Raw genomic sequence first — 21900 nt, 5'->3', positions numbered from 1 at the left:
CATCAGGCACAAGATCATCCGACACCCGCAGAACTCTGCCGCCCACCAGCCCAACTGCCAAGCGTGTGAGCCAAACTCATTCTGAAACGATCAGTTAGGACCTGTTTCTTTGAGCGCGAGGCAGCGCCGGAGGTGTTGGGGCGTGCGGGCGCGGTTGTGGAGGCGGGCGACCTGGGGTAGGGCGGTTGCGACGTGGTCGCCACGCAGAATTCACGTTCTCCTGCGACCGGCTCAGCCGGTCGCAGGAGAACGCCGCCTACCGGGCGGAGGCGGTCATTCGCCGAGACCCTGGCCGAACCCACCGTCCACGGGCAGTTCCACGCCGGTGGTGAAGGTAGCCTCGGCGGCCAGGTACAGCGCGGCGGCGGCGACCTCTTCCACGGTGCCTCCTCGGGCCATCGGCGTGGAGGCGTTGCCCTGTTCGATGAACTCGGCGCGCTGCTCGTCGGTCAGTTCGGCGACGCCCATGGTGGGGGTGAGGATGAAGCCCGGGGCGATCGCATTGACGCGGATCTTGCGGGGAAGCAGCTCGGCGGCGAGCACCTTCGCGAAGGCGGCGACAGCCTCCTTCGCCCCGGAGTAGGCGCTGAGGCCGGGGAAGATCCGGTCGTTGGAGACGGTGGTGAACACGATCGAACCACCCTCAGACATCAGCGGCACCAGTCGCTGGACGGTGAAGAAGGCACCCTTGGCGTTCACGTCGAAGATGCGGTCCCACGATTCCTCTGTGACCTCTTCGAGCGTCTGGAACTCGGCGATGCCCTGGTTGATGAACAGGTAGTCGATGCCGCCGAGGCGGTCGGCGACCTGATCGCCGAGGGCGGCGATGGCGATGGCGTCAGTGGCATCGGAGCGCACCGGGTGGGCCAGCGGGGAGTCGAGCGCCGCCTGGGCCTCGGCGAGCCGCTGGTCGCTGCGCCCGGTGTACATCACTTCGGCGCCGCGGTCGGTCAGGGCTTGGACGATGGCCCGGCCCATACCGATGGTGCCGCCGGTGACGACAGCCCTTTTGCCTGCCAGGGTCTTCGGATCGATGGTCGAACGTTGCTGAGTGCTCTGGTTCGTTGACATGGCGGCTAAGCTAGACCTTGACGTCAATGTCAGAGTCAAACTTCTGTGCCGGGAGTCACATGTTCATCGGCGAGCTGTCGAGGCGCACCGGCGTCAGCACCAGGAGCCTGCGGTACTACGAGCAGCAGGGGTTGCTGCGACCGCAGCGGCGAGCCAGCGGCTACAGAGAGTTCGACGAGTCCGACGTGGCCGCCGTGCGCCGGGTCCGGATCCTGCTGGCGGCCGGGCTGAATACTGACCTGATCCGGGAGGTGCTGCCCTGCACGGCTGAAGAGGGAGCCATCCTGGCGCCAACCTGCGAGGAAATGGCCCAGGACCTCAAGCACGAACGCGAGCGCCTGAGCCGCTCCATCGAACAGCTCCAAGCCGCCCACGCCATGCTCAGCTCGATCATCCACGCAGGCGAAGCGATCATCGCCGGGTCGGCCACAACGGATAGGGACGGGAGTTCCGTAGCGGATGCGTCCACAACTCCGCCGGCAGCATCGGTCGGCTGGTCGAGACACTCAACGACTTCTGGGACGCGGTGAGAGAACCGTGCGGGCTGCCCAAGTGGTTCGGCCCCTGGACGCGTGGTCGAACACCATCGAGACCCGCGTGATCTCCGAGGTGATCGACGGTCACGACAGCCTGATCGTGCACGTCGACCAGCAGGGATACACCGCTCGACGGTATTGCGCTCTTTGTACTTCTCAGCGTCGAAGCCGGGCGGGCGGCCTCCGGCGGGACCTCGCCGAAGACGGTGGCCAATCTGGTCGGCGTGCTGTGGGATGACGGCCCGGATGCCGCGCCGACGGAGGTGCCTCGCCTCGGGAGCTGTCGGCACCGGCCCCCGCTGGGATACCGGCATCACGGAGCACCCCGGCTGCGGCCTGGTCGCTACGCTTGCCAGCGATCAGGGCGCGACCCTCGGGCTATTCGCACGGCTCGACCCCGAGAGCACTGCTGCGTCGATGCGCATGCTGGGATGCCGGCGGCTACGAGACGCCTGTCTTCAGTGCGGACGGACGCCATCTCGCGATCCGCGGCAACGTGTACGACAACTCGCTGGAAGTCTTCGAACTTCCTTCGCTCCGCCGTGTTATGGCGACAACCCTCGGTGAGCCGAACCCGTGCTACCCCTACCCACTGGAGTGGCTGGACCAGTTGCACGCTGGTCACGCCACAACATCACGTTCGGAACCCGACCCGACGTGCTCTGGGTCGGAACTTCCACCGGGACCCTCATAGAGGTCGGCATCGAAGCTCCACAGGCGGTAGAGCATGACGTGCTCGCCGGCATCCCGGTGTCCGCGATGAGCCGCACAGCGACAGGCGAGATCGTCATCGTCGACGGAACGGGCGATCTTCTGCTCTTGCCTGCGAGGGCGACCTCCACCAAGGCCGAAGGCGCCGACGCCACCGCACCGCAAGCTGCGGTGGCCGCGTTCTTGGAGGCACCATCCGAGGTTCCCGATGACGGCGACCTTTGGGCACATCTGGTCACGACCGACGGCGAGCGGACCTGGGAACCGGACGACCTGGAAACCGTCGCCACGGCATCCGTATCGGATCCGTCGTGGCTGCAACTTCGAGCGGTTATCAACAGCGCACGCGACCTGAACGACTAGCGGCCCCCAGTCACTGGGCGGCTTCGCCGAACTCCGAGACAGACAGGCCGCCACAGGTAGCTCGCGCCTCTCGTCTCCATCCGGGGCACGTCTGATCATGGAGCCGTGACCCCGACATAGGTGCTGGGCGGCAGGCAGATTAGAACCTTGGTGAGCCGAGGCCGCGTCGACCCCGGCCGTGGGCGTCAGTGCAGCGGCTTGTCCAGGACCGCCTTGCGGTGGCTGAAGGTCTCGATGGAGTAGCGGCCGTGGTAGTTACCCATGCCGCTCTCTCCCACCCCGCCGAACGGCAGGTCGGAGACGGTGAGATGGGCGAGCGGCAGGCCGTAGCCCAGGCCGCCCGAGGAGGTCTCGGCGGCGAACCGGCGCCGCGTCGCGTCGGACTCGGTGAAGACGTACAGGGCGAGCGGCTTGTCCCGGTCGTTGATGAAGTCGATCGCCTCGTCGAGTCCGGGGACGGTGACGATCGGGAGGATGGGGCCGAAGATCTCCTCCCGCATGACGGGCGCGTCGGGGGGAACGTCGGCCAGAACGGTGGGCGCGAGGTACTTCGTCGCCCGGTCGCTCGTGCCGCCCACTACGGTGCGGCCGGAGTCAAGCAGGCCGGTGAGCCTGTCGAAGTGCCGTTCGTTGATGATTCGTCCGTACTCGCCGGAGGCTGCCGGGTCGCTGCCGTACAGCGCCTTCACGGCGTTCGTGAGCAACGGCTCCAGAGCCGCCGCGGTCTCCGGATCAGTAAGGACGTAGTCGGGGGCGACGCAGGTTTGTCCGGCGTTGAGAAACTTGCCGCGGGTCAGCCGGTCCGCGACGACGGCCAGGTCGGTGCCGCAGTCGACGAACGCCGGTGACTTGCCACCGAGTTCGAGGGTGACCGGGGTGAGGTGCTCGGCGGCGGCGCGCAGCACGATACGGCCGACTGTGCCGTTGCCGGTGTAGAAGATGTGGTCGAAACGCTCGGCCAGCAGGGCCGTGGTCTCGGGAACCCCGCCCTCCACCACGGCGACCGCGTCGGCGTCGAGGTACGCCGGCAACAGCCGGGCCAGGACGGCGGATGTGGCGGGGGCCAGCTCGCTCGGCTTGGCGATCACCGCATTGCCGGCGGCCAGGGCACCGACCACGGGGGCGAGCAGAAGCTGTGCCGGGTAGTTCCAGGGCGCGATGACGAGGACGACGCCGAGGGGGTCGTACTGCGTCCAGACCGTTACGTCGGCGCCGAGGTGAGCCGGGGCAGGGGCGGGCTCCGGCCGCAGCCAGTCGGCGAGGTGGTCGAGGGTGTGGTCGATCTCGCGGACGGTGAAGTCGATCTCGGTGCGGAAGGCCTCTGTGGCGCTTTTGCCCAGGTCGGTGTGGAGGGCGGCTGCCAGGTCCGTGCCGTTCTCCGTGAGCATGTCACGCAGTCGGCGCAGTTGGGTCATGCGCCACTCGGCCGGCTTGGTCCGGCCGGTGCGGAAAGTGGCGCGCAGGCGGGCGACGACGTCGGCGGGCTGCTCAGGGGCGGAGTGGTTCATGGGTACCTCACGGGCTCACAGTCAGATGTATATGCCAACCTTCTGCCCGCTGCCCTGCATTCCATCGTTTCCGCACCGCATCCGTGCCGTGTGTCACAGCGGGTCGAGCCTCCGACCGTCGTTCGGGACACGCGCGCTGGGCGGCGGGGGAGGCGCGTCAGCGGCTGGACACACCCGGCGCCCCTTCGACCGTAGTGAGCCGCTCGGACCCAGCTTCCAGCCTGGGACGGCATCACGTCATCCGGCGTCCAGTTTCCCGGTCGGGCGCGAACCAGTTGTGTGGGGCGGGTGTCGGGAAGCCGTCTGATCCCGACACCCCTCAAGGGCAGCTCCCTCTTCAGCACCACAGCTGAAACCGCTACCAGCCTTGTGATGGTCAGCCGCGATTGACCGTTCCCGTCGTCCTCACGGGCCCTTCCAGCTCGGGCGCCGCGCTGTGCTTCGCACACATCGGACGGGTGGCCGTAACCTGATCCAGGACCAGGGGCACGGGAGGCGTACGTGCCGTGCAGCCCGAACCGATCACCCCCACTACGGCCCGCACAAGCGGCGTAGGGTTCAGAGAGTGCCGCAGTCGGCGATGGTGATGGTGGCCGAGGTACGGCCGGACCGTGAGCCGTAACCCTCGATCTTCCGTACGACGTCCATGCTGCTCTCGTCGGCGACCTCACCGAACACGACGTGCTTGCCGTCAAGCCACGACGTCACGATCGTGGTGATGAAGAACTGCGAGCCGTTCGTGTTCGGGCCGGCGTTGGCCATGGAGAGCTGGCCGGGCTTGGTGTGCTTGAGCGTGAAGTTCTCGTCGGCGAACTTCTCGCCGTAGATGCTCTTGCCGCCTGTGCCGTCGCCACGGGTGAAGTCACCGCCCTGGAGCATGAACTCAGGGATGACGCGGTGGAAGGACGAGCCCTTATAGCCGAAGCCCTTCTCGCCGGTCGCCAGCGCGCGGAAGTTCTCCACGGTCTTGGGGGCGACGTCGTCGAACAGGTTCATGTTGATCCTGCCGGCGGGAACGTCGTCGATGGTGATGTCAAAGAATACCTTGATAGTCATGTCCCCATCTTGACACCTGGCGCCCTCCGGACCGGCTCGGGTACCCCGGTGACCCCTCCGTGTGCGTGTGGTGACGTCGAAGCCGGCATAGACGAAGGTGGCGCCAATTGCGTTCGGTGATGTCCTTGAGCAGGATCTGACGAATGCAGAGTGGGAGCGGCTGCGGCCATTCCTGCCGGTCATCAACGGTCGTTGTGGCAGGTAGCGAGATCACCAGGACGTGGGAGCGTTTGCCGCATGCGGTTCGGGCCGAGGCCGACGCTGCAGGCGGGATCGACTGGGACCTCTCAGTGGACTCCACGATCGTTCGGGCACATCAGCGCGCGGCCAGCGCCCGCACCGACCGCCGCCGGCCCCCGCGTCAAAGGGGGCAGAAGACGTGGAACACACCAGCGCCTTCGTCCCGAGCCCGGTCGCGGCTCCCTCGGCATGACGGCTCTCCGCGGCCCGCGGCGGCGGTCGAGGGCCGCGCTGCTCAGTCGGCGGGCACCGCCGCTCCCAGCAGGGCCGCAGTGGCCGGGTGGGTCGGCTGGGAGAAGAGGTCGGGTGTGGCGCCGTGTTCGACGGCGTGGCCTTCCGACAGGACGAGCAGGGTGTCTGTCCGGTCGGCCACGAGCCGGAGGTCGTGGCTGATGAGGACGAGGGCGAGCTCGCGCCGGGTGCGGAGTTCGCCCAGCAGGTCCATGACGGCCTCGGCGGTCGCCGCGTCGAGGGCGGAGGTCACCTCGTCGCACACGAGGATCTCGGGATCGGCCGCCAGGGCTCGGGCTATGGAGGCTCGCTGCCGCTGGCCGCCGGACAGTTCGTGGGGGTAGCGGCTCGCGAAGCCGGCGGGAAGGCCGACCTGTTCGAGGAGTTCGAGGACGCGCTCGTCCCGCTGTGGGCGAGGGGTGCGGTTGTGGAGGGTGAGGGGGCGGCGGATGGCTGAGCCTATGGTGCGGCTGGGGTTGAGCGTGCCCAGGGGGTTCTGGGGGATGAGCTGGATGGCGCGGCGCTGCTCGCGAGTGCGGCGGGTGGCGGAGGCGGGCAGCGGGGTGCCGTGGAGGGTGACGGTTCCTCCGGTGGCGCGGTGCAGGCCGACGACGGTGCGCATCAGAGTGGTCTTGCCCGAGCCGGAGGCGCCGACGAGGCCCAGGCTGCCGCCCGTGGGCAAAGTGAAGTCGATTCCGTGGAGGGCGGTGACCGGGCGCCCTCGGTGGCTGAAGTCCGCTGTGAGTCCGGTGACAGTTAGTACGGGGAGCCTCTCGGCCTCCTCGGGGCGTGCGGCCCTGGGCGCGGGGACGCGTCGGGTGGGCGTGCCGGTTCCGGGGCGGAGCTCCACGACGTCATCGGCCAGCCGGGCGACGAGGTCCGCGTCGTGGCAGGACAGAGCGATGGCGATGTGGTGGCGCTCCGCCAGGTGGCGCAGGAGTTCGCCGATCTCGTCGCGCAGGTGCGGGTCGAGGCCGGCGGTGGGTTCGTCGAGGAGGAGGACGGCGGGGTGGCGGGCCAGTGCGCGGGCGAGGGCGACGCGTCGCTGCTGGCCGCCGGAGAGGGCGCCGGGGCGTCGGTCGGCCAGGTCCCCGTCGGTGGGGAGTCGTACCTCGTCGAGGAGCGCGGTGAGTGCTTCCGGGGTGCGGTCGGCGGCGACTTCGGCGAGCAGGCGGCGTACCTTCATGCGGGGGTTGAGGCCCGAGCCGGGATCCTGCCCCACATATGCGAGGCGATGGCGCCGCAGCTCGCGTCGCTCCACGTCGGACAGGGAGAACGGGTCGCGGCCGAGGACGTCGATGTCGCCGGCGGCGCGGCGCGCGCCGGGTGGCAGGACACCGGCGACGGCCCGTAGCAGGGTGGTCTTCCCGCAGCCGGAGGGGCCGGTGAGGGCGATGACCCGGCCGGTGCGGAGTTCGAGGCCGCCGTTCTCCAGGAGAAGCCGGCCGTCCGGTCCGGCGATGGTCAGGCCGTCCACGCGGACGACAGTCTCGTTCGCCGGGAGCTGCTGGTCCGCGTACCAGCGCGGCAGGTGGTTCACAGTGCGGTCACCGCCTTGCGGCCGCCGGGCGGGACGAGCGCCGAGGCGGCCAGGTTGACGCTCATGGCCAGCAGGCCGATGGCGATGCTGGGGGCCAGAACGGCCCAGGGGTTGAGGAGGATGCCGCCGGCGTTCTCCCGGATCATCAGCGCCCAGTCGGCAGCGGGAGGTTGGGGCCCCACCTGGAGGAAGCCGGCCGTGGCGACGACGTACACGGCGGCGACGAACCGCAGGCCGAACAGGGCGAGGAGCGTGGCCCGCAGGTTCGGCAGGACCTCCCTGACCACGAGGTGGCCGAGACGCTCGCCACCGGCCGCCGCCGCCTCGACGTAGCCGGACGCCACGACAGGCGCGGCTGCGGCCGCCACCAGCCGTACCGCGTACGGCACACCCAGCACGTACGCGGCGGCGATCAGCGCGAGCCGGCCGCCGGCCGGCCAGGACAAGGCGACCAGCAGGATGCCGAGGACGGGCGGCAGCAGCATGAGGACGTCGGCCGCCCGGTCGATGGCGCGTCCGATCCCGGGACGCACGGCGGCGACCGTGCCGAGGACGGCGGCCGTCACGGTGACGAGGGCCGCCACGACGAGGGACGTGGCGATGAGTGCGCGACCGCCGGCGAGGAGTCGGGTCCATACGTCGCGGCCGAGCTGGTCGCCGCCGAGGGGTGCTCCGTCACCGGCTTCGGCGTACGGGGCGGTGATGGGGGCGTCGATGGCGTGGGGGGCGAGCCAGGGTCCGGCCACGGCGAGAAGCACCAGGAGCAGTGCGGGGAGGGTACGCAACAGCGTTCCCCGAAGGAGCCGGGTGCGCCGCGCGGCGGGTGCGGTGGTCACAGGCGTCCTCCGGATGCCCAGGCCCGGACGAGGTCGGCGAGCAGGAGTACGCAGGTGATGACGGCGCCGGTCACGGCGACGATTCCGGCGATGACCGGGCTGTCGCGGTCGGTGACGGCTCCCGCGAGGACTGCGCCGAGGCCCGGGTAGTTGAAGATGGTCTCCACCACGACCGCGCCGCCCAGGAGCATGCCGGTGGAGGTGGCGAGGCCGGCGGCGATGGCGGGCAGCGCGCCGGGCAGCACGTGGTGGAGCAGGACGCGGTGATTCGGCAGTCCGTCAAGGACGGCGGTTTCCACGTGCGGTGCCCTGGCCTCGTCGGCGAGGGCGGCCCGAACGATCCGCGTGTTCCAGCCTATCTGGGGGATCGACAACGCAACGACCGGCAGGACGAGCATCTGCCAGGAACTGGGAGCGCCGTCGCTGTCGGCCAGGGTGACCGCGGGAAGCCACTCCAGCCACTGGGCGAAGACCAGGACGAGGGCCACCGCGACGACGAACTCGGGCAGGGCGAGGACGGCCGTCGCACTGCCGGAGACGGCCCGGTCCGTCCTGCCGCCGGGCCGGAGTGCGGCCCAACCCCCGAGCGCCAGGGAGGCGAGGAGCGTGACGAGCAGCGCAAGAGCGCCGAGCAGGAGCGTGTTGGGGAACGGGCGGGCGAGCAGGTCGGCGACCGGCTCTCCGCGCGCCGATGTCCCCAGGTCGCCGGTCGGCAGGCCGGTCATCCAGTCCGCGAACCGTTCGAGCACCGGCCGGTCCAGGTTGAGCAGGTGGCGACGCTCGGCGAGGTCGGCGGCGCTCTCGCCGCGCTCGGCCGTCGCCGTCGCCGCGTCCCCGGGCAGCAGCTCGACGGCGGCGAAGAGGGTGGCCAGGAGAACGGCGAGCAGCAGGGCCCGGCGCGCGAGAAGGCCGAGGAGGCGGACACCCGCGAACAGCCAGGGCCGGGACGGCGCGGAGGTCTTCCCTCCGGTCGTCCCGGCACCCGGCCGCTCGGCGGTGTCCGTCAGCGGTTCAGCCATGCCCGCTCGAGCTGGACCCGGCCGTAACCGGGCAGCGTGGGCAGGCCCTGCACGGCAGCGCCGGCGAGGTCGATGCCGTCGGCCATGCCCCACAGCAGGTAGCCGGAGGAGTCGTACTGGATCTTCTGCACCTCGTGCAGCAGCTTGGCGCGGGCCGCCGGGTCCTTGGTGGCCATCGCCGTGCGGTACGCGGTGTCGAAGGCGGGGTTCTTCCAGCCGGTCTCGTTCGTGCCGCTCTCGGAGAGCAGGACCTTGCTGGCGAAGAAGACGACGGAGTCGTTGGTGCCCCAGTACGTGGTGTAGAGGTCGCCCTTGAGCCAGGTCTTGTCCCAGAAGGCGCCCGATTCCTGCTTGACCACCTTGATCTTGACGTCCGCCTCGCGGACCTGGGTGGCGAAGAGCGTGGCCATCTCGGCGAGGCCGGGGACGTCCTCGGTCGTCATCAGCTCGTATGTCTTCGACAGGTCGAAACCTGCCTCCTTCAGCAGCGACTTGGCCTTGGCCAGGTCGCGGGCCCGCTGCGGGAGATCCTTGGCGTAGACAGGGTCGCCGGTGCCCAGGATGTCGTTGGCGACCGAGCCGTAGCCGGAGAGCACCTGCTTGACCATGGCCTCGCGGTCTACGGCCAGGCGCAGCGCCTCGCGGACCTTCGGGTCGGCGAAGGGGGAGCCGGCGGCGGTGCGCATGACGATGGGCATCGCCATGTCGTTGGGGCGGCGCACGACCTGGACGTCCTTGCGTTTCTCGGCGGTACGGGCGGCGACGGCACCGACGTTGGAGGCGACGTCGATCTGGCCGGCGAGCAGCGCGTTGGCCATGGCCTGCGGGGATTCGAAGATCTTGACCTCGATGGCGTCCAGGAGGACCTTGCCGCCGTACCAGTCGTCGTTGCGGACGAGGCGGGCGTTGCCGCCGCGGAACCACTCCAGCTTGAACGGGCCGGTGCCGGGGGCCTTTTCGATGTCCTTGTCCGTGGTGCCCTTCTTGACGATGAAGGTTGTCAGGCGCATGAGCAGCGGAAGCTCGGCGTTGGCGTAGTCGGAGACGAGGACGACGGTGTCCGCGCCCTCGGCCTTGATGTTCGCGGCCTTGATGCCTGGCAGGCGGGAGGCGCCGGACGGGGTGCCGCGCAGGCGGCGCAGCGAGAAGACGACGTCCTCTGCGGTGACGGGGGAGCCGTCGTGGAACTTCGCGCCCTTGGCGAGGGTGAAGCGCCAGGTCTTCATGTCGTCCGAGGGCGTCCACGACGAGGCGAGGCGGGGGAGGGTGTTCGGTTTGGCACCGGGGATGGTGAGGGTGTCGTAGACGAGCGAGAGGATGAGGTAGTCGCTCTCGTTGGCCTGACTGCCGTGCGGATCACGGGTGATGGCGTTCGCTCGGCCGAGGGCGCCGACGCGCAGGGTGCCACCGGCCTTCGGCTTGGCCGTGGTGTTCTTGGCGTTGTCGGGGGACGACGTGTCGCCGTCGGCTCCGCAGGCGGCCAGCAGGGCCGCCGCGCCGATGCCGCCACCGGCCCACAGCAGTTGCCGTCGATTCAGTTCCACGCGTCCGTCCTTGGCTTGTTCATACCGAAAATCAATACTACTTAGGTGTGCCTACCCTAAGAGTCATGCCCGTGACAAGGGGGCGGGTCGCTTACGGGCGTGAAGTCCGAAATGATCCAGGCGTTGGTCTTGACCAGGCGATTCAACGGTGAACTAACCTCTGGCGACGGTGACTTGCCGCCTCAAGGTAAGGATTGCCTTACCTGATTCGCCCTGCTACGTTCCCGTTCGGCTGCTGACGCGGCCACGCCATTCAGGCCTCCGCTTCCTTCCGGGGGTCTTACCTCGCATGCCATCTTCCGGCCTCGCCCCGGTTTCCTCCCGCACGTCCCGCAACGGAAACGGAACACCCCAGCCATGACTCCGGCGCCCGCACCCGCCCCTGTCCGTGCGCTCGATGACGCCACGATCGACGAACTGACCCGAGCGGCGCAGAGGATCGTCGACGAGTTTGGCAGCTCGGCCACCCGGCCCGAGCTGCTGGAGCGTGTCGCCGAGACGGCGGCCGGTCTGAGCGAAACGATTCGTCACCAGTGCCGCCCGGTCGACACCGCAGACGGCCTGTTCGTGCTGCGCGGTCTGCCCGTCGACGACGCCGAGATCGGCTCCACGCCGCTGAGTTGGGCCGCAGCGGGCGACAGCGGTGCGGTGTGGGACGTGCTGTTGCTGCTGCTCGCCACGGTGATGGGCAACCCCATCGCCTGGGCCGGCCAGCAGGACGGCCGGTTCGTCCACAACATCGTCCCCAGCCCCGGCCACGAGCAGGAGCAGACCGGCGCCAGCAGCACCGTCCTGCTCAGCCCGCACACCGAGGACGCCTTCCACCCCGGCCGCGCTCACCTGCTGATGCTCGGCTGCATGCGCAATCACGACCGCATCGCGACCACCGCCGCCAGCATCCGCAAGGCGCGGCTCGCGGAGGAGGACGTGGCGCTGCTGTCCCGCCCGGAGCTTCCGATCCTGCCCGACGACGCCTACGCCGAGGCGCAGGGTTTCGACGGCCTGCCGCCGAAGGTGCCGACCGTGTGGGAATCCGGGGACGGACTCACCCTCCGATTCGATCCTGCCTACACTCCGCTCGACGACGCCACTCCCGAACACCGCGCCGCGTACGGTCGGCTGGAGGACGAACTGGCCCGGGTGTCCGTGGCCGTCAGCCTGGAGCCCGGTGACGTACTCGTCGTCGACAACGACCTCGTCGTCCACGGCCGTGTGCCCTTCCAGGCCCGCTACGACGGCACCGACCGCTGGCTGAAGCGGGCCTCCGTACGCGTGCCCGGCCGCCGCACCCGGCCCGCCGCCGAGGCGCACGAGCACGGCTACGGCCAGGCCGCGATCCAGGCGTACGCGTAATCCGCCGCTCGCCGCATCCATCCACCGGACACCCACCGGACGAAGGGGACTCCCATGACCGCCAGCCTCGAACTCGCGGACGACAAAAGCCTGTGCGTGCTCAGCACCAGTGACATCGCGGGCATCGACATCACGCTGACCGACGTCGTGGACGTCGTCGAACAGGCGTACCGCACGCTCGCCGACGGGCAGTCGGACAACCCGCGCAAGCTGACGGTCAAGCCTGCCGACGGTCACTCCGTCTCGTACGCGATGCTCGGTCGCGACGGCGTACGCAACGTCGTCGCCATCAAGACCTCGTACAAGCACGGCCTGCACGAGGAGCGCGACAAGCAGCACTACTACACGGCGCTGACGATCTACGACGACGTGACCGGTCTGCCCGTCGCCATGATGGACTGCGGTCGCATCGGCTCCCTGCGCACCCCCGCCGTGTCCGCCCTGCTCGCCCGCGAGCTGGCCGCACCCGGCAGCCGCACCGCCCTGGTCATCGGCACCGGTACGCAGGGCCGCCTCGCCCTGCCGTTCCTCCTCACCACCATGCCCCAGCTCGACCGGCTGATGGTCTTCGGGACCCACCCCGACGGCATACGCGCCGTGCGCGAGCAGCTGCACGCCCACTTCCCCGACCGCGAGGTCGAGATCGTCGACGACCTGCGCGCCGCGGCCGGAGCCGCCGACGTGGTCGTCGCCACCGCCGGGCCCCACAGCGCGGAGGTGGAGGCCGGCTGGCTCAAGCCCGCCGCTCTCTGCATCCTCGTCGGCCACGGCATCGCGCCCTCCACGCTCCACCGCGCCGACCGGGTGATCGCCACCAGCGCCGCGCAGATGAAGGTCACCGGCACCGACATGGCCGACGAGAACGGCGAACTCCGTGACGTCGACGCCGAGTTCCCCGAGATTCTTGCGGGCCGTGCGTCCGGACGTACCGACGCGGGTCAGAGCATCTTCGCGTACAACAGCGGTCTCGTCGTCACCGACATCGCCCTCGGCCACCGCTTCGCCCAGCTCGCCCTCGCCCAGGGCGCCGGAACGCGGGTGCCGCTGTGGCAGTGACGCCCCCGCCGAGTTTGCCGGCCCACCCCGACCCGTGGCTCGACACGATCCTGCACGGCGACCTGCCGCACGAGCTGGCGTACGCGTTCGGCGGACCGGTCCACCTGCTGCTGCCCGAACGCTTCGACGTCAACGTCACCGCCTTCCGTACCGCGCTCGACGAGGCGGGCGTCGACGGCCGCGTGTACTACGCCAAGAAGGCAAACAAGGCGGCCGCCTGGATCGAGCGGTGTGCCGTGCACGGCACGGGTGTCGACGTGGCCTCCCTGGGTGAGCTCCGAGAGGCGCTCGGCCACGGCGTACGCGGCGAGAGCATCGTCGTCACCGGCCCCTCCAAGTCCGACGACCTGCTGCGCGTCGCCGTCCTGCAGGGCTGCCTGATCGCCGTCGACGCGCTCGACGAACTGGACCGAGTCGTCTCGCTGACCACGGTCACCCGCCCGGCCCGGCTGCTGCTGCGCCGACTCCCCCCGGCCCAGCCCCACAGCCGCTTCGGCCTGAACGACGCCGAGCTGGCCACGGCCCTGGAGCGGTGCGCGGAGGCTGCCGACGCCGTACGGATGGAGGGCTTCTCCTTCCACCTGTCCGGCTACGCCACCCAGCCCCGCGCCGACCTCGCGGGCGAACTCGTCGAGCTGTGCCTCAAGGCCCGCGTCATGGGCCTGCAGGCCGACCGCATCAGCATCGGCGGCGGCTTCGCCGTCGACTACGCGGCGGCCAGCGACTGGGAACGGTTCCTACGGGAGCAGGGCCCCGGCGACTACCACGCAGGCAAGTCCTTCACGACGGCCGACTTCTACCCCTACCACTCACCCATCGCCGGCGCCGACGCGCTGCGGGCCGTTCTCACCGCCGCTCCGTCCGGCAGTGGTGCCCCGCTCGCGGACCGGCTCCGCGAGGCGGGGGTCATGCTCCTGATGGAACCCGGCCGCGCCCTACTGGACCGGGCAGGCTGCACCGTCTTCCGCGTCCAGGGCATCAAGGACCGGAGCGGGTACGCGATCCTGACCGTGGACGGCACCAGCCTGAGCCTGTCCGAGCAGTGGTTCAACAGCGAGTACCTCCCCGACCCTGTACTCCTCACCACTGGCGACCGGCCGGACGGCGCACCCGTACGCGCCTGCGTCGGCGGCGCCACCTGCCTGGAGTCGGACATGCTCACCTGGCGCAAGGTCACCTTCCCGGCCCGGCCGCGCCCCGGGGACCTCCTGGTCTACCCCAACACCGCCGGATACCAGATGGACTCCAACGAGTCACCCTTCCACGACCTTCCGCTCCCCCCGAAGGTCGTCGTCGGCGAAGCAGACGGACGCATCCGCTGGCGGCTCGACCGCCGCCCGCCCTCCTGACCCGCCCCCTCACCTGGAGTCCCTCATGCACAAGGACCTGATGCGCCCCGCCGTCGTCAGCCGTGTCTCCGACCTCATCGGCTACACCCCTCTCTTCGAGCTGTGCAGAACCGAGAACGGCAGTCGCCTGCTGCTCAAGCTGGAGCAGTTCAACCCCACCGGCACCGCGAAGATCCGCATGGCCCGCGCCATGATCGACGCCGCCGAAGCGGCCGGCGAACTCCGCCCCGGCGGCCGCATCATCGAGTCCACCTCCGGCAACACCGGCCTCGGCCTCGCCGTGATCGCCGCCGAACGCGGCTACACCTTCACCGCCGTCGTCGACAACCACGCCGCCGCCGACAAACTGCGCGGCATGAAGGCCATGGGCACCGAGCTCGTCTATGTCGTCGACGACGGCACCGAGGAACTGGCCACCGCCGCCCGCGAGGACCTCGCCGAGAAGATGGCCGACGAGGACGACAACGCCATCTTCACCGAGCAGCACAACAACCCGGCCAACGGCGTCGGCTACCACGCCGTCGGGCGTGAGCTGGACGCTGCCCTCGACGGCCGCATCGACATCCTCATCGGCGCCGTCGGAACCGGCGGCGGGCTGTGCGGTACGGGCCGCGAGCTGCGCCGCACCGTCCCGGACGTCCGCATCGTCGGCGTCGAACCGAAGGGCTCCATCGCCTTCGGCGGCCCGGCCCACGACTACTACCAGTCCGGCACCGGCACCCCCGAGGGCGCCACCATCGGCGCCCTGGTCGACTTCGAAATGATCGACGAAGGCGTCAAGGTCGGCGACGTCGAAGCCTTCGCCACCGCCCGCGTCGTCGCCCGCAAGACGGGCCTCCTCATCGGCGGTTCGGCCGGCGGAGTCGTGTACGAGGCCCTGACCCGGATGGCGTCCCTCCCGCCCGAGACCACTATGGTCGCGTTCGTCAACGACGGCGGCGAGAAGTACATGGATACCGTCTTCAACGACGACTGGATGAACGCTCGCGACCTCATCGACCCCACGGTCGAGCGCGAGATCGACGAACTGCTCACCAAGCTCCGCGGGAACTGACACCGATGCCGACACCCATACGCACCCTGCTGGCCGACAGCCGGGCCCTCGCCGGCCTGGCCGTACCGCTCGCCCTCACCCAGCTCGCCCAGGTCGCCCTCACCACGACCGACACCGTGATGATGGGCCTCATGGGCGCCGAGGCCCTCGCGGCCGGCGGCCTCGCCATGGTGATCTTCAACCAGCTGCGCACCATGGGCGTCGGCATGGTCACCGCTGTCGGCAACCAGGTTGCCGCCGCGGCAGCCCGCGCCGAAACGGCGGACACCGACACGGCACGGGCCGAGGCCGACGAGGACGTACGCGATCTCGTCCGCGCGGCCCTCGCCCTGGCCACCCTCGCCGGACTCGCCGGCGCCATCCTCATGATCCTGATCGGCCACGCCGTCGCCTGGCTCGGCCAGGACGCCTCCGTCGTCGACGCGGCCAAGCCAGTCCTCTACGCCATGGCCCCGGGCCTCATCCCCTGCCTGTGGTTCCAGGCCATCCGGCAGTTCACCGTCGGCATGCGCCGCCCCCAGGCCCTGCTCCAGATCACCCTCGCGTCCATCGCCGTCAACGCCGCCCTCAACTGGGGCCTCATCCACGGCACAGGGATCCTCCCCGAGCTGGGCCTGCCGGGCATCGGCGTCGCCACCTCCCTGGTGTACCTGCTCACCTGCCTCGCCCTGTACGCGTCGACCGCCCGCGATCCGCAGCTCGCCCCGCTCCTTGACATCCGCGTCTGGAAGACCCGCCCGAGCACGCTGCGCCGCCTCATCGGCCTGGGCACCCCCATCGCCGCCACCTACGGGTCCGAGGCCGGCTTCTTCTTCGTCGTCGCCCTCATCGTGGGCTCGTTCGGCAGCGCCGCCCTCGCCGCCCACACCGCCGTCAACCAGCTCATCTACATCGTCTTCCAGATCGCCGTCGGCCTCTCCCACGCCGCCTCCATCAACGTCAGTCGGGAACTCGCCCTCGGCCGCATCGACGCCGCCCGCCGCCTGAAGAACACCGCCCTGACCTGCGCCGCGGCCGTCATGGCCGTCGTCGCCGCCGTCTACCTCCTCGCCCCCGAGCTGGTCCTGCGCCCCTTCCTCTCCCCGGACGAGACCCAGGCCATCGCGATCGGCGCCGACCTCCTGCTGATCGCGGCCGTCCTGCAGTTCTTCGACTGCACGCAGAACATCGGCGTCGGCCTGCTGCGCGGCCTCGACGACACCAAGGGCGGCTTCCACGTCACCCTCATCGGCTACTGGGCCATAGGCCTCCCCGCCGCTTGGGTCCTCGGCCACCTCACCGGACTCGACACCACCGGCGTCTGGCTCGGCCTCCTCACCGGCCTCGCCGCCACGGCCCTGCTCCTCCTGCGCCGCTACCACCGCGGTCTCGCGGCACGCGCTGCCGCGATCCCGGCGGAGGTGGAGGAGGAAGCGACAGCCGGCTGATCGAGCGTGCGCGGCCCCCGGCCTGGCACCGCTTCGGGAACGGACGGGCAGGAGGTATCCACAGGCTGCATACACGATTCGCCGACATCAGGAAGGGCTTGCTTGCCGCCGCTCTCGACGCCCTGACCGCTCCGATCCTCCGCCGATCCTGAGCGCCCGTGGGTGAGGCGCTCGCTTACCCGGCCGACCTCGCCGATCTCCTCGACATCTCGCGCACGAAAGCTGCAGATTCAATTCTGACCGAAACAACCACTCGTAGTCATAGAACCGAAACCGAAACCTGAGCCCGCCCCAGTCCCTGGGGCGGGCTCAGGCCCCACATTTCAACACCAGGAGTTTGGGTGCGAATCTTCCTCTCGGCATTCGGCATCCTCGCAGGCCTTTTACTGATCATCTACAGCAAGAAATTCGCGCGCGCCACCACAAGCCAGCGCAACGTTTTCGGCAGGGCGACCGCATCCGCTGGGGAGTCCACCGTGCGGACTGGTCCGCTGATCGTAGGAGTGTTCCTGATCATCATTGGAGTCCTCGCAGCCGCCGGAGTGGTCGGGGTCGAATAGCCCGCCTTCCGTGTGGGCGACAGGGACACGGTGATCTTGACCTGGCCGCCGCAACTCTGCTGATTACAGAACTTCAGGAGCATGTGAACGCAGGGCACTTACGCGGGTGGCTCTGCAGGTCGAGCCGGAGGCCGGTGAGAAGCGCAGAACGTAGCCGACGTGATCCACCGCGTTGCGCGCCAGTGGGAAGGCCGACTGGTCGGTACGACGAGTGTGCGTGTCGATGCCGTGACGCGGCGGCACTTACTCCTGTCGGCGGCCGGTGAACTGCGCGACTTCACGCTTGACGCTGGGGTTTGTAGGGCGGTGGCCGGGGCACTGGCTGTCGCTGAGCGGGCGACCAGGCTCGGCGTCACGTCCATCTGTGTGTCCTGCGCGGCTGCCGGGCAGGACCACCGGCACGGTGTGCCGGTTCCGATGGACGCACCGCCGCCCGCGCGTGTTCGGCGCACCACAGCAGGTCTGGGAGGATGGCCGGCAGCAGTCCGTACCGGGTCCGGGAACCCGCGGGCGGCGAGAGGCGGGCGGGTGCGGGCAGCGGCCCGGTGGGCGGGAGAGCGGAGCGGTGCGGCATATGCCGGAGTACCCGGAGTACCTCGCCGCGGTCGTGTTCGCCGCGGGCGGGGTCGTCAACGCCCTGCTGGCACCGCACCGGTTCTCCACCGGCGTCCTGTTCTGCCTCGCGGTGACCTCTGCCGGACTCGGCGTGGCCGCTCGCAGTGCGGCCGCCCACCCGACCATCGCCACCGTCCTCGCCGTCGCCGCCCTGCTCTTGGCGCTCGCACTGGGCCTGCTGCTGTTGGCCGACGGCGTCCTCCTGGTCCGGCGCTACGGACCGCAGGCAGCCCTGCTGGCGACCGGGGCCGCCGGCTGCGCGGTGCTGGCGGTGCTCGGCCTCGAGGTGGTCTTCCACGCGGTCGGCGGTGAGGCGTTCGGTGCCCTCGTTCTCGCGGTGAACGCGGCCGCGGGATACCTCAGTCTGCTCTTCCTGGTCTTCGCCGGCTACGTCTTCGTCCGGGGCCGAAGCATCCCCCTGCCGGAAACCACCCATGTCGTCGTCCTGGGCGCCGGGCTTAACGGCGACCGGCCCGGCCCGCTGCTGACCCGCAGGCTCGAGCGCGCCCTGGCGATCGACGCCGCCCGCGCACCGGACACGCCTCGTGTGGTGTTCGTCGTCTCGGGCGGCCAGGGCGACGACGAGGTCCGCTCCGAGGCGGACGCGATGGCCGACTATCTGCGCGGACGCGGAGTGCCCGCCGACCGGATCGTGCGGGAAGACCGCTCCGTCAACACCGGGCAGAACCTCCGCTTCAGCGCGGCCCTCGTGGACTGCGCCACTCCCGGCCACTGCGCCACGGTGGTCACCAGCGGCTTCCACGTCTACCGCACGACCCTGCTGGCCCGCCGCGTCGGCGTGCCCGTGCACGTCGTGGGCGCGCCGACCTCCCCCGCCTACTGGCTGGCCGCGACACTGCGCGAATTCGCCGCCATCCTGTGGCTGGACCGCCTCCCCCTGGTCGGACTCAGCCTGCTGCTGGCAGTGCCGGTGGCGACGGCGCTCTTCGAGCACTGAAGCGCCGGCGGCAAACCTCGTAAAGGGTTCTTTAGGGCCCGTCTTCAAAGGTGCCTTTTGAGCTGCCGACGCGAGATCGGTATCTCGTTTCTACCTTTTGCCCCGCGATCTCTCGTAGGCGGCCAGTTCCTCTGCATTGCCGATGAAGGCTGGGCCGCAATGTGGTGGCAGGCGATCGACGACCATCGCTACCGCAGCTTGCGCGCTGTCTGTCTCGGCGATCCGCGGGCTGGTTCGGCTCGGCCCGTCGACGTAGTACCGGCCGTCTCCCAGGGTGCCGATGTAGGGGAGGTCCCAGGTGTGGCGGATCTCCGTGCACCTGCTGAAGTGCAGCTCCCACATACCGGCCCAGGGGTAGAGCTGGCGAAGCAGCGGCTCGGCATGCGCCACCAGCACCAGCTCGGCAAACGGAGCAGCAAGCGGCGATTCTTCCGGTCGGCGAGGTTCGCCGGCCGTGGTGAGGATCCTGCGCCAGGCTGCTTCAACAGTGTTGGTCATGCCGTGATTGTGCGGGCACTGCTGCCCGTCATCAAAGATCACTCCCTGGCAGATCATGGTCGGATGCGCCGATACGAACTCAGTGACCGGAAGTGGGATTTGCTCGCTCCGCAAGCCGTCGGCGTCCCTCAATGGTCAAAGGAGCGTTCGCATGCGTCACTGGAGCACCTCGACGCTCCGGCCAGCCGCGATCACTGTGCGAAGAGGGAATGCGATGAGCAGCGCAACTGCGACCAAGAACCCGCTCGACCACAGCGGCCCGATATTTCCAACTGCGGTGCCGAGGGTGGTCGCGGCGATGAGGGGTCCGAAGGCGGCGCCGACGTTGAGTGCCGCCGTCGCGTACGAGCCAGCCATGGTCGGGGCTCCTGTGGCCTCATAGAGGACCCGCGTGATCAGGGTGCTGCCCAGCGCGAACGACAGGGCGCCCTGCACGAACACGAGGGCGAACAGGGCGACCGGCTTGTTGGCCAGCACTGCCAGGGCCGGCCAGCCGATGAGCAGCAGAGGGCCTCCGACTGCGATGACCAGGCCGGGACGCTGGTCGGACAGCCGGCCGGCGATGGTGACCCCGGCGAAGGAACCGGCACCGAAGAGCACCAGAACGACAGAGATCCACAATTCTCCCAGCCCGGCGACGTCGGTCACGACGGGGGCGAGGAAGGTGAAGCTTCCGAACGTGGCTGCGTTCACCAGCGCGCTGAGCAGCATCACCAGAATCAACGACGGCCTTGTGAGCTGGGCGAGCTCCGCTTGCAAGGCTGGCCCGACAGTCGCCTCTTGCTTCACACGTCCCGCCGGGATTGCCTTGAGGATGCCGAGAGCTGCAGGCAGGCAGAGAGCGGCGACGGCCCAGAATGTGGCCCGCCAGCCGAGCACCGTGCCGAGTACCGACCCGCCAGGGACACCGGCGATCGTGGCCACCGTGGTGCCGGACAGCAGCACGGCCAGCGCACGTCCCTTCTTGTCGGGTGGGGCCAGCGCGGCGGCAGCCGTGAGAGCGACGGCGAGAAACCCTGCGTTCGCGAGCGCGGCGACTACCCGGGTGGCGAACAGGACCGGAAAGCTGGTGGTGATGGCGCCCACGGCGTGAGCTGCCGCGAAGGTGAGGATGAACCCGAGAAGGCCGGAGCGCCTGGGCCAGTTGCGGGCAAGCGCGGCCACAAGGGGAGCACCGATGACCATACCGACCGCGAAGGCCGAGGTGAGCGTGCCTGCTGTCCCGACTGTGACACCGAGATCTGAGGCGATGTCCGGCAGCAGGCCGGCGAGCATGAACTCCGAGGTACCCATGGCGAAGACCGCCATGGCAAGCAGATACAGCGGGAGAGGCATCGAGTGGCTCCGAGGTGAGGAGAAGCACGAGAAGGTCATCTCGTCACCGCGGCCAGCCCCAAGGGCACCCTCGCCCGCCCGCAGAATGCGGTGCGACGACAGGGCTACGAGCTCAGTGGTTCAGGGGGCTGACGGCGTGACCGAAAGCCCCCACCTTGTCTGACTCAGGACTCGACATGGCACGCACGGTACCCGACTGATGCTCGTCGAGGCACCTCGGTTTCACCGGCATTTGGACTGAGCAACCAACGTCATGTCCCCCAACGTCTAGTCGCATTGAGCAGGGCCACTGCTGCAGCGCAGAGGGCCACGACAAGGCGGGCCGTCCAGTTGTCTTTCTCGATGGCCATCTGGATCGTCCGCCAAAACTCGGATCTCATAGCGCCTCCCTGGCGTCGTGCGGGCTTCGACGCCCGGTGACCAGTCGGCTCACATGATGCTGCGTCACTGGGGCGGAAAACGTCACACCCCGAAGCTTCATTTTTGCGTCTGGTGGAACGTCGCAGGTTCGGGCGGCTTCGGTGCGCGGGGCTGTGGCGACCGACCGATCGGGGACGGTTTCTACGCCCGTGCGGTGTGCTTCGTCGAGGGCGCGCATCCGACCGCGCCGGCGTCGGAACCGTTGGCGGCATGGGCCGGCGGGCTCGTGGCTGACCTTGCACGGTGCGCGATTCCAGCCGACCCGACCGTCGATGGCGACTACCGGTCGTACTCCCAGGGGGAGTGGGAGGAGTGGTTCGCTCAGGCCGAACGCCTCGAGGTCCTCAGTGCCGAGCATGTCCGCATCCTCAAGGGGGAGATCGCCTCAAACCGGCGCGACGAGCAGGAGATGTTCGTCCTGTGCCTGCGCATCTTGCAGTCGGCTCTGGTCTTCGTGAACACCCTGATGCTTCAGGACCTCCTGGGCGAACCAGAGTGGGCCGACATCCTCACGGGGTCATCTCGACGAAGGAGCGGCTGATGTCCATGCCGCTCGCGTCGAAGTCGCCCGACAGCACCAGCACTGCCGGGCGACCCTCCGCCTTGGTCCTCGCCTTCAC

General features: G+C 69.5%; 19 protein-coding genes and 1 pseudogene. 10 read left to right on the top strand and 10 right to left on the bottom strand.

What is annotated here, in order from left to right:
• Positions 1–273: 273 nt before the first annotated feature.
• Entirely contained in the window at positions 274–1071 is a 798-nt protein-coding gene (locus ACIRDU_RS37840; protein WP_403588625.1) for an SDR family NAD(P)-dependent oxidoreductase, read from the bottom strand.
• Positions 1072–1130: 59 nt separating this feature from the next.
• Between ACIRDU_RS37840 and ACIRDU_RS37835 the strand changes: the two genes are divergently transcribed.
• On the top strand, positions 1131–1601 hold the full coding sequence (locus tag ACIRDU_RS37835; RefSeq protein ID WP_403588623.1) for a MerR family transcriptional regulator: 471 nt from the start codon (positions 1131–1133) through the stop codon (positions 1599–1601).
• A 128-nt stretch (positions 1602–1729) separates the two neighbouring features.
• On the opposite strand, the pseudogene ACIRDU_RS37830 reads toward ACIRDU_RS37835, so the two are convergent.
• Positions 1730–1876, bottom strand: a pseudogene (locus ACIRDU_RS37830) (IS5/IS1182 family transposase); the annotation flags it as partial.
• Between the two features lie 388 nt (positions 1877–2264).
• On the opposite strand from ACIRDU_RS37830, the gene ACIRDU_RS37825 reads away from it, so the two are divergent.
• Positions 2265–2681, top strand: a complete 417-nt coding sequence (locus ACIRDU_RS37825; RefSeq protein WP_403588621.1) for a hypothetical protein — start codon at positions 2265–2267, stop codon at positions 2679–2681.
• A 185-nt stretch (positions 2682–2866) separates the two neighbouring features.
• Here ACIRDU_RS37825 and ACIRDU_RS37820 read toward each other — a convergent pair whose 3' ends face one another.
• From ACIRDU_RS37820 to ACIRDU_RS37795, 6 genes are all read right to left on the bottom strand, one after another.
• Positions 2867–4189 carry an aldehyde dehydrogenase family protein gene (locus tag ACIRDU_RS37820; RefSeq protein ID WP_403588619.1) on the bottom strand — a complete coding sequence of 441 codons (1323 nt, stop codon included), beginning with the start codon at positions 4187–4189 and terminating at the stop codon, positions 2867–2869.
• A gap of 558 nt (positions 4190–4747) precedes the next feature.
• Positions 4748–5245 (bottom strand): peptidylprolyl isomerase, encoded by a 498-nt coding sequence (locus tag ACIRDU_RS37815; RefSeq protein ID WP_403588618.1) that lies wholly within the window; start codon positions 5243–5245, stop codon positions 4748–4750.
• Positions 5246–5720: 475 nt separating this feature from the next.
• Positions 5721–7256 carry an ABC transporter ATP-binding protein gene (locus ACIRDU_RS37810; protein ID WP_403588616.1) on the bottom strand — a complete coding sequence of 512 codons (1536 nt, stop codon included), beginning with the start codon at positions 7254–7256 and terminating at the stop codon, positions 5721–5723.
• Positions 7253–8092, bottom strand: coding sequence for an ABC transporter permease (locus ACIRDU_RS37805; protein WP_403588614.1), 840 nt, complete (start codon positions 8090–8092; stop codon positions 7253–7255). The genes ACIRDU_RS37810 and ACIRDU_RS37805 overlap by 4 nt, the downstream gene beginning before the upstream one ends.
• A complete protein-coding gene (locus ACIRDU_RS37800; protein WP_403588612.1) occupies positions 8089–9111 on the bottom strand; it encodes an ABC transporter permease in 1023 nt (340 codons plus the stop codon). Before ACIRDU_RS37800 ends, ACIRDU_RS37805 begins: the two co-directional genes overlap by 4 nt.
• Positions 9096–10655, bottom strand: coding sequence for an ABC transporter substrate-binding protein (locus ACIRDU_RS37795; protein ID WP_403588610.1), 1560 nt, complete (start codon positions 10653–10655; stop codon positions 9096–9098). The genes ACIRDU_RS37800 and ACIRDU_RS37795 overlap by 16 nt, the downstream gene beginning before the upstream one ends.
• Before the next feature lie 357 nt (positions 10656–11012).
• Here ACIRDU_RS37795 and ACIRDU_RS37790 point away from each other — a divergent pair, with 357 nt between their 5' ends.
• The 7 genes from ACIRDU_RS37790 (at position 11013) to ACIRDU_RS37760 (ending at position 19027) form a co-directional block, all read left to right on the top strand.
• Positions 11013–12008, top strand: a complete 996-nt coding sequence (locus ACIRDU_RS37790) for a TauD/TfdA family dioxygenase (protein WP_403588608.1) — start codon at positions 11013–11015, stop codon at positions 12006–12008.
• Between the two features lie 54 nt (positions 12009–12062).
• Entirely contained in the window at positions 12063–13064 is a 1002-nt protein-coding gene (locus ACIRDU_RS37785) for an ornithine cyclodeaminase family protein (protein WP_403588606.1), read from the top strand.
• Positions 13055–14413, top strand: coding sequence for a Y4yA family PLP-dependent enzyme (locus ACIRDU_RS37780; RefSeq protein WP_403588604.1), 1359 nt, complete (start codon positions 13055–13057; stop codon positions 14411–14413). Before ACIRDU_RS37785 ends, ACIRDU_RS37780 begins: the two co-directional genes overlap by 10 nt.
• Before the next feature lie 25 nt (positions 14414–14438).
• Positions 14439–15467, top strand: coding sequence for a cysteine synthase family protein (locus ACIRDU_RS37775; RefSeq protein ID WP_403588602.1), 1029 nt, complete (start codon positions 14439–14441; stop codon positions 15465–15467).
• A 5-nt stretch (positions 15468–15472) separates the two neighbouring features.
• A complete protein-coding gene (locus ACIRDU_RS37770) occupies positions 15473–16894 on the top strand; it encodes an MATE family efflux transporter (RefSeq protein ID WP_403588600.1) in 1422 nt (473 codons plus the stop codon).
• Positions 16895–17235: 341 nt separating this feature from the next.
• The gene (locus ACIRDU_RS37765) at positions 17236–17454 is read left to right on the top strand and encodes a hypothetical protein (RefSeq protein ID WP_403588598.1); all 219 of its coding nucleotides are present in this window, start codon (positions 17236–17238) and stop codon (positions 17452–17454) included.
• Positions 17455–18028: 574 nt separating this feature from the next.
• Positions 18029–19027: a YdcF family protein gene (locus tag ACIRDU_RS37760; RefSeq protein ID WP_403588596.1), complete on the top strand. Its 999-nt coding sequence runs from the start codon at positions 18029–18031 to the stop codon at positions 19025–19027.
• Between the two features lie 90 nt (positions 19028–19117).
• Here ACIRDU_RS37760 and ACIRDU_RS37755 read toward each other — a convergent pair whose 3' ends face one another.
• Both ACIRDU_RS37755 and ACIRDU_RS37750 read right to left on the bottom strand, forming a co-directional pair.
• The gene (locus tag ACIRDU_RS37755) at positions 19118–19525 is read right to left on the bottom strand and encodes a DUF6193 family natural product biosynthesis protein (RefSeq protein ID WP_403588594.1); all 408 of its coding nucleotides are present in this window, start codon (positions 19523–19525) and stop codon (positions 19118–19120) included.
• 156 nt (positions 19526–19681) lie between these two features.
• Positions 19682–20860 carry a Cmx/CmrA family chloramphenicol efflux MFS transporter gene (locus tag ACIRDU_RS37750; protein WP_403588592.1) on the bottom strand — a complete coding sequence of 393 codons (1179 nt, stop codon included), beginning with the start codon at positions 20858–20860 and terminating at the stop codon, positions 19682–19684.
• Positions 20861–21293: 433 nt separating this feature from the next.
• On the opposite strand from ACIRDU_RS37750, the gene ACIRDU_RS37745 reads away from it, so the two are divergent.
• Positions 21294–21821 carry a Tn3 family transposase gene (locus ACIRDU_RS37745; RefSeq protein ID WP_403588590.1) on the top strand — a complete coding sequence of 176 codons (528 nt, stop codon included), beginning with the start codon at positions 21294–21296 and terminating at the stop codon, positions 21819–21821.
• The last annotated feature ends 79 nt before the right edge of the window (positions 21822–21900 follow it).

The sequence above is a fragment of the Streptomyces sp. NPDC093598 genome (assembly GCF_044764825.1).
Lineage (GTDB): Bacteria > Actinomycetota > Actinomycetes > Streptomycetales > Streptomycetaceae > Streptomyces.
This window is presented reverse-complemented; position numbering and strand designations above follow the sequence as displayed.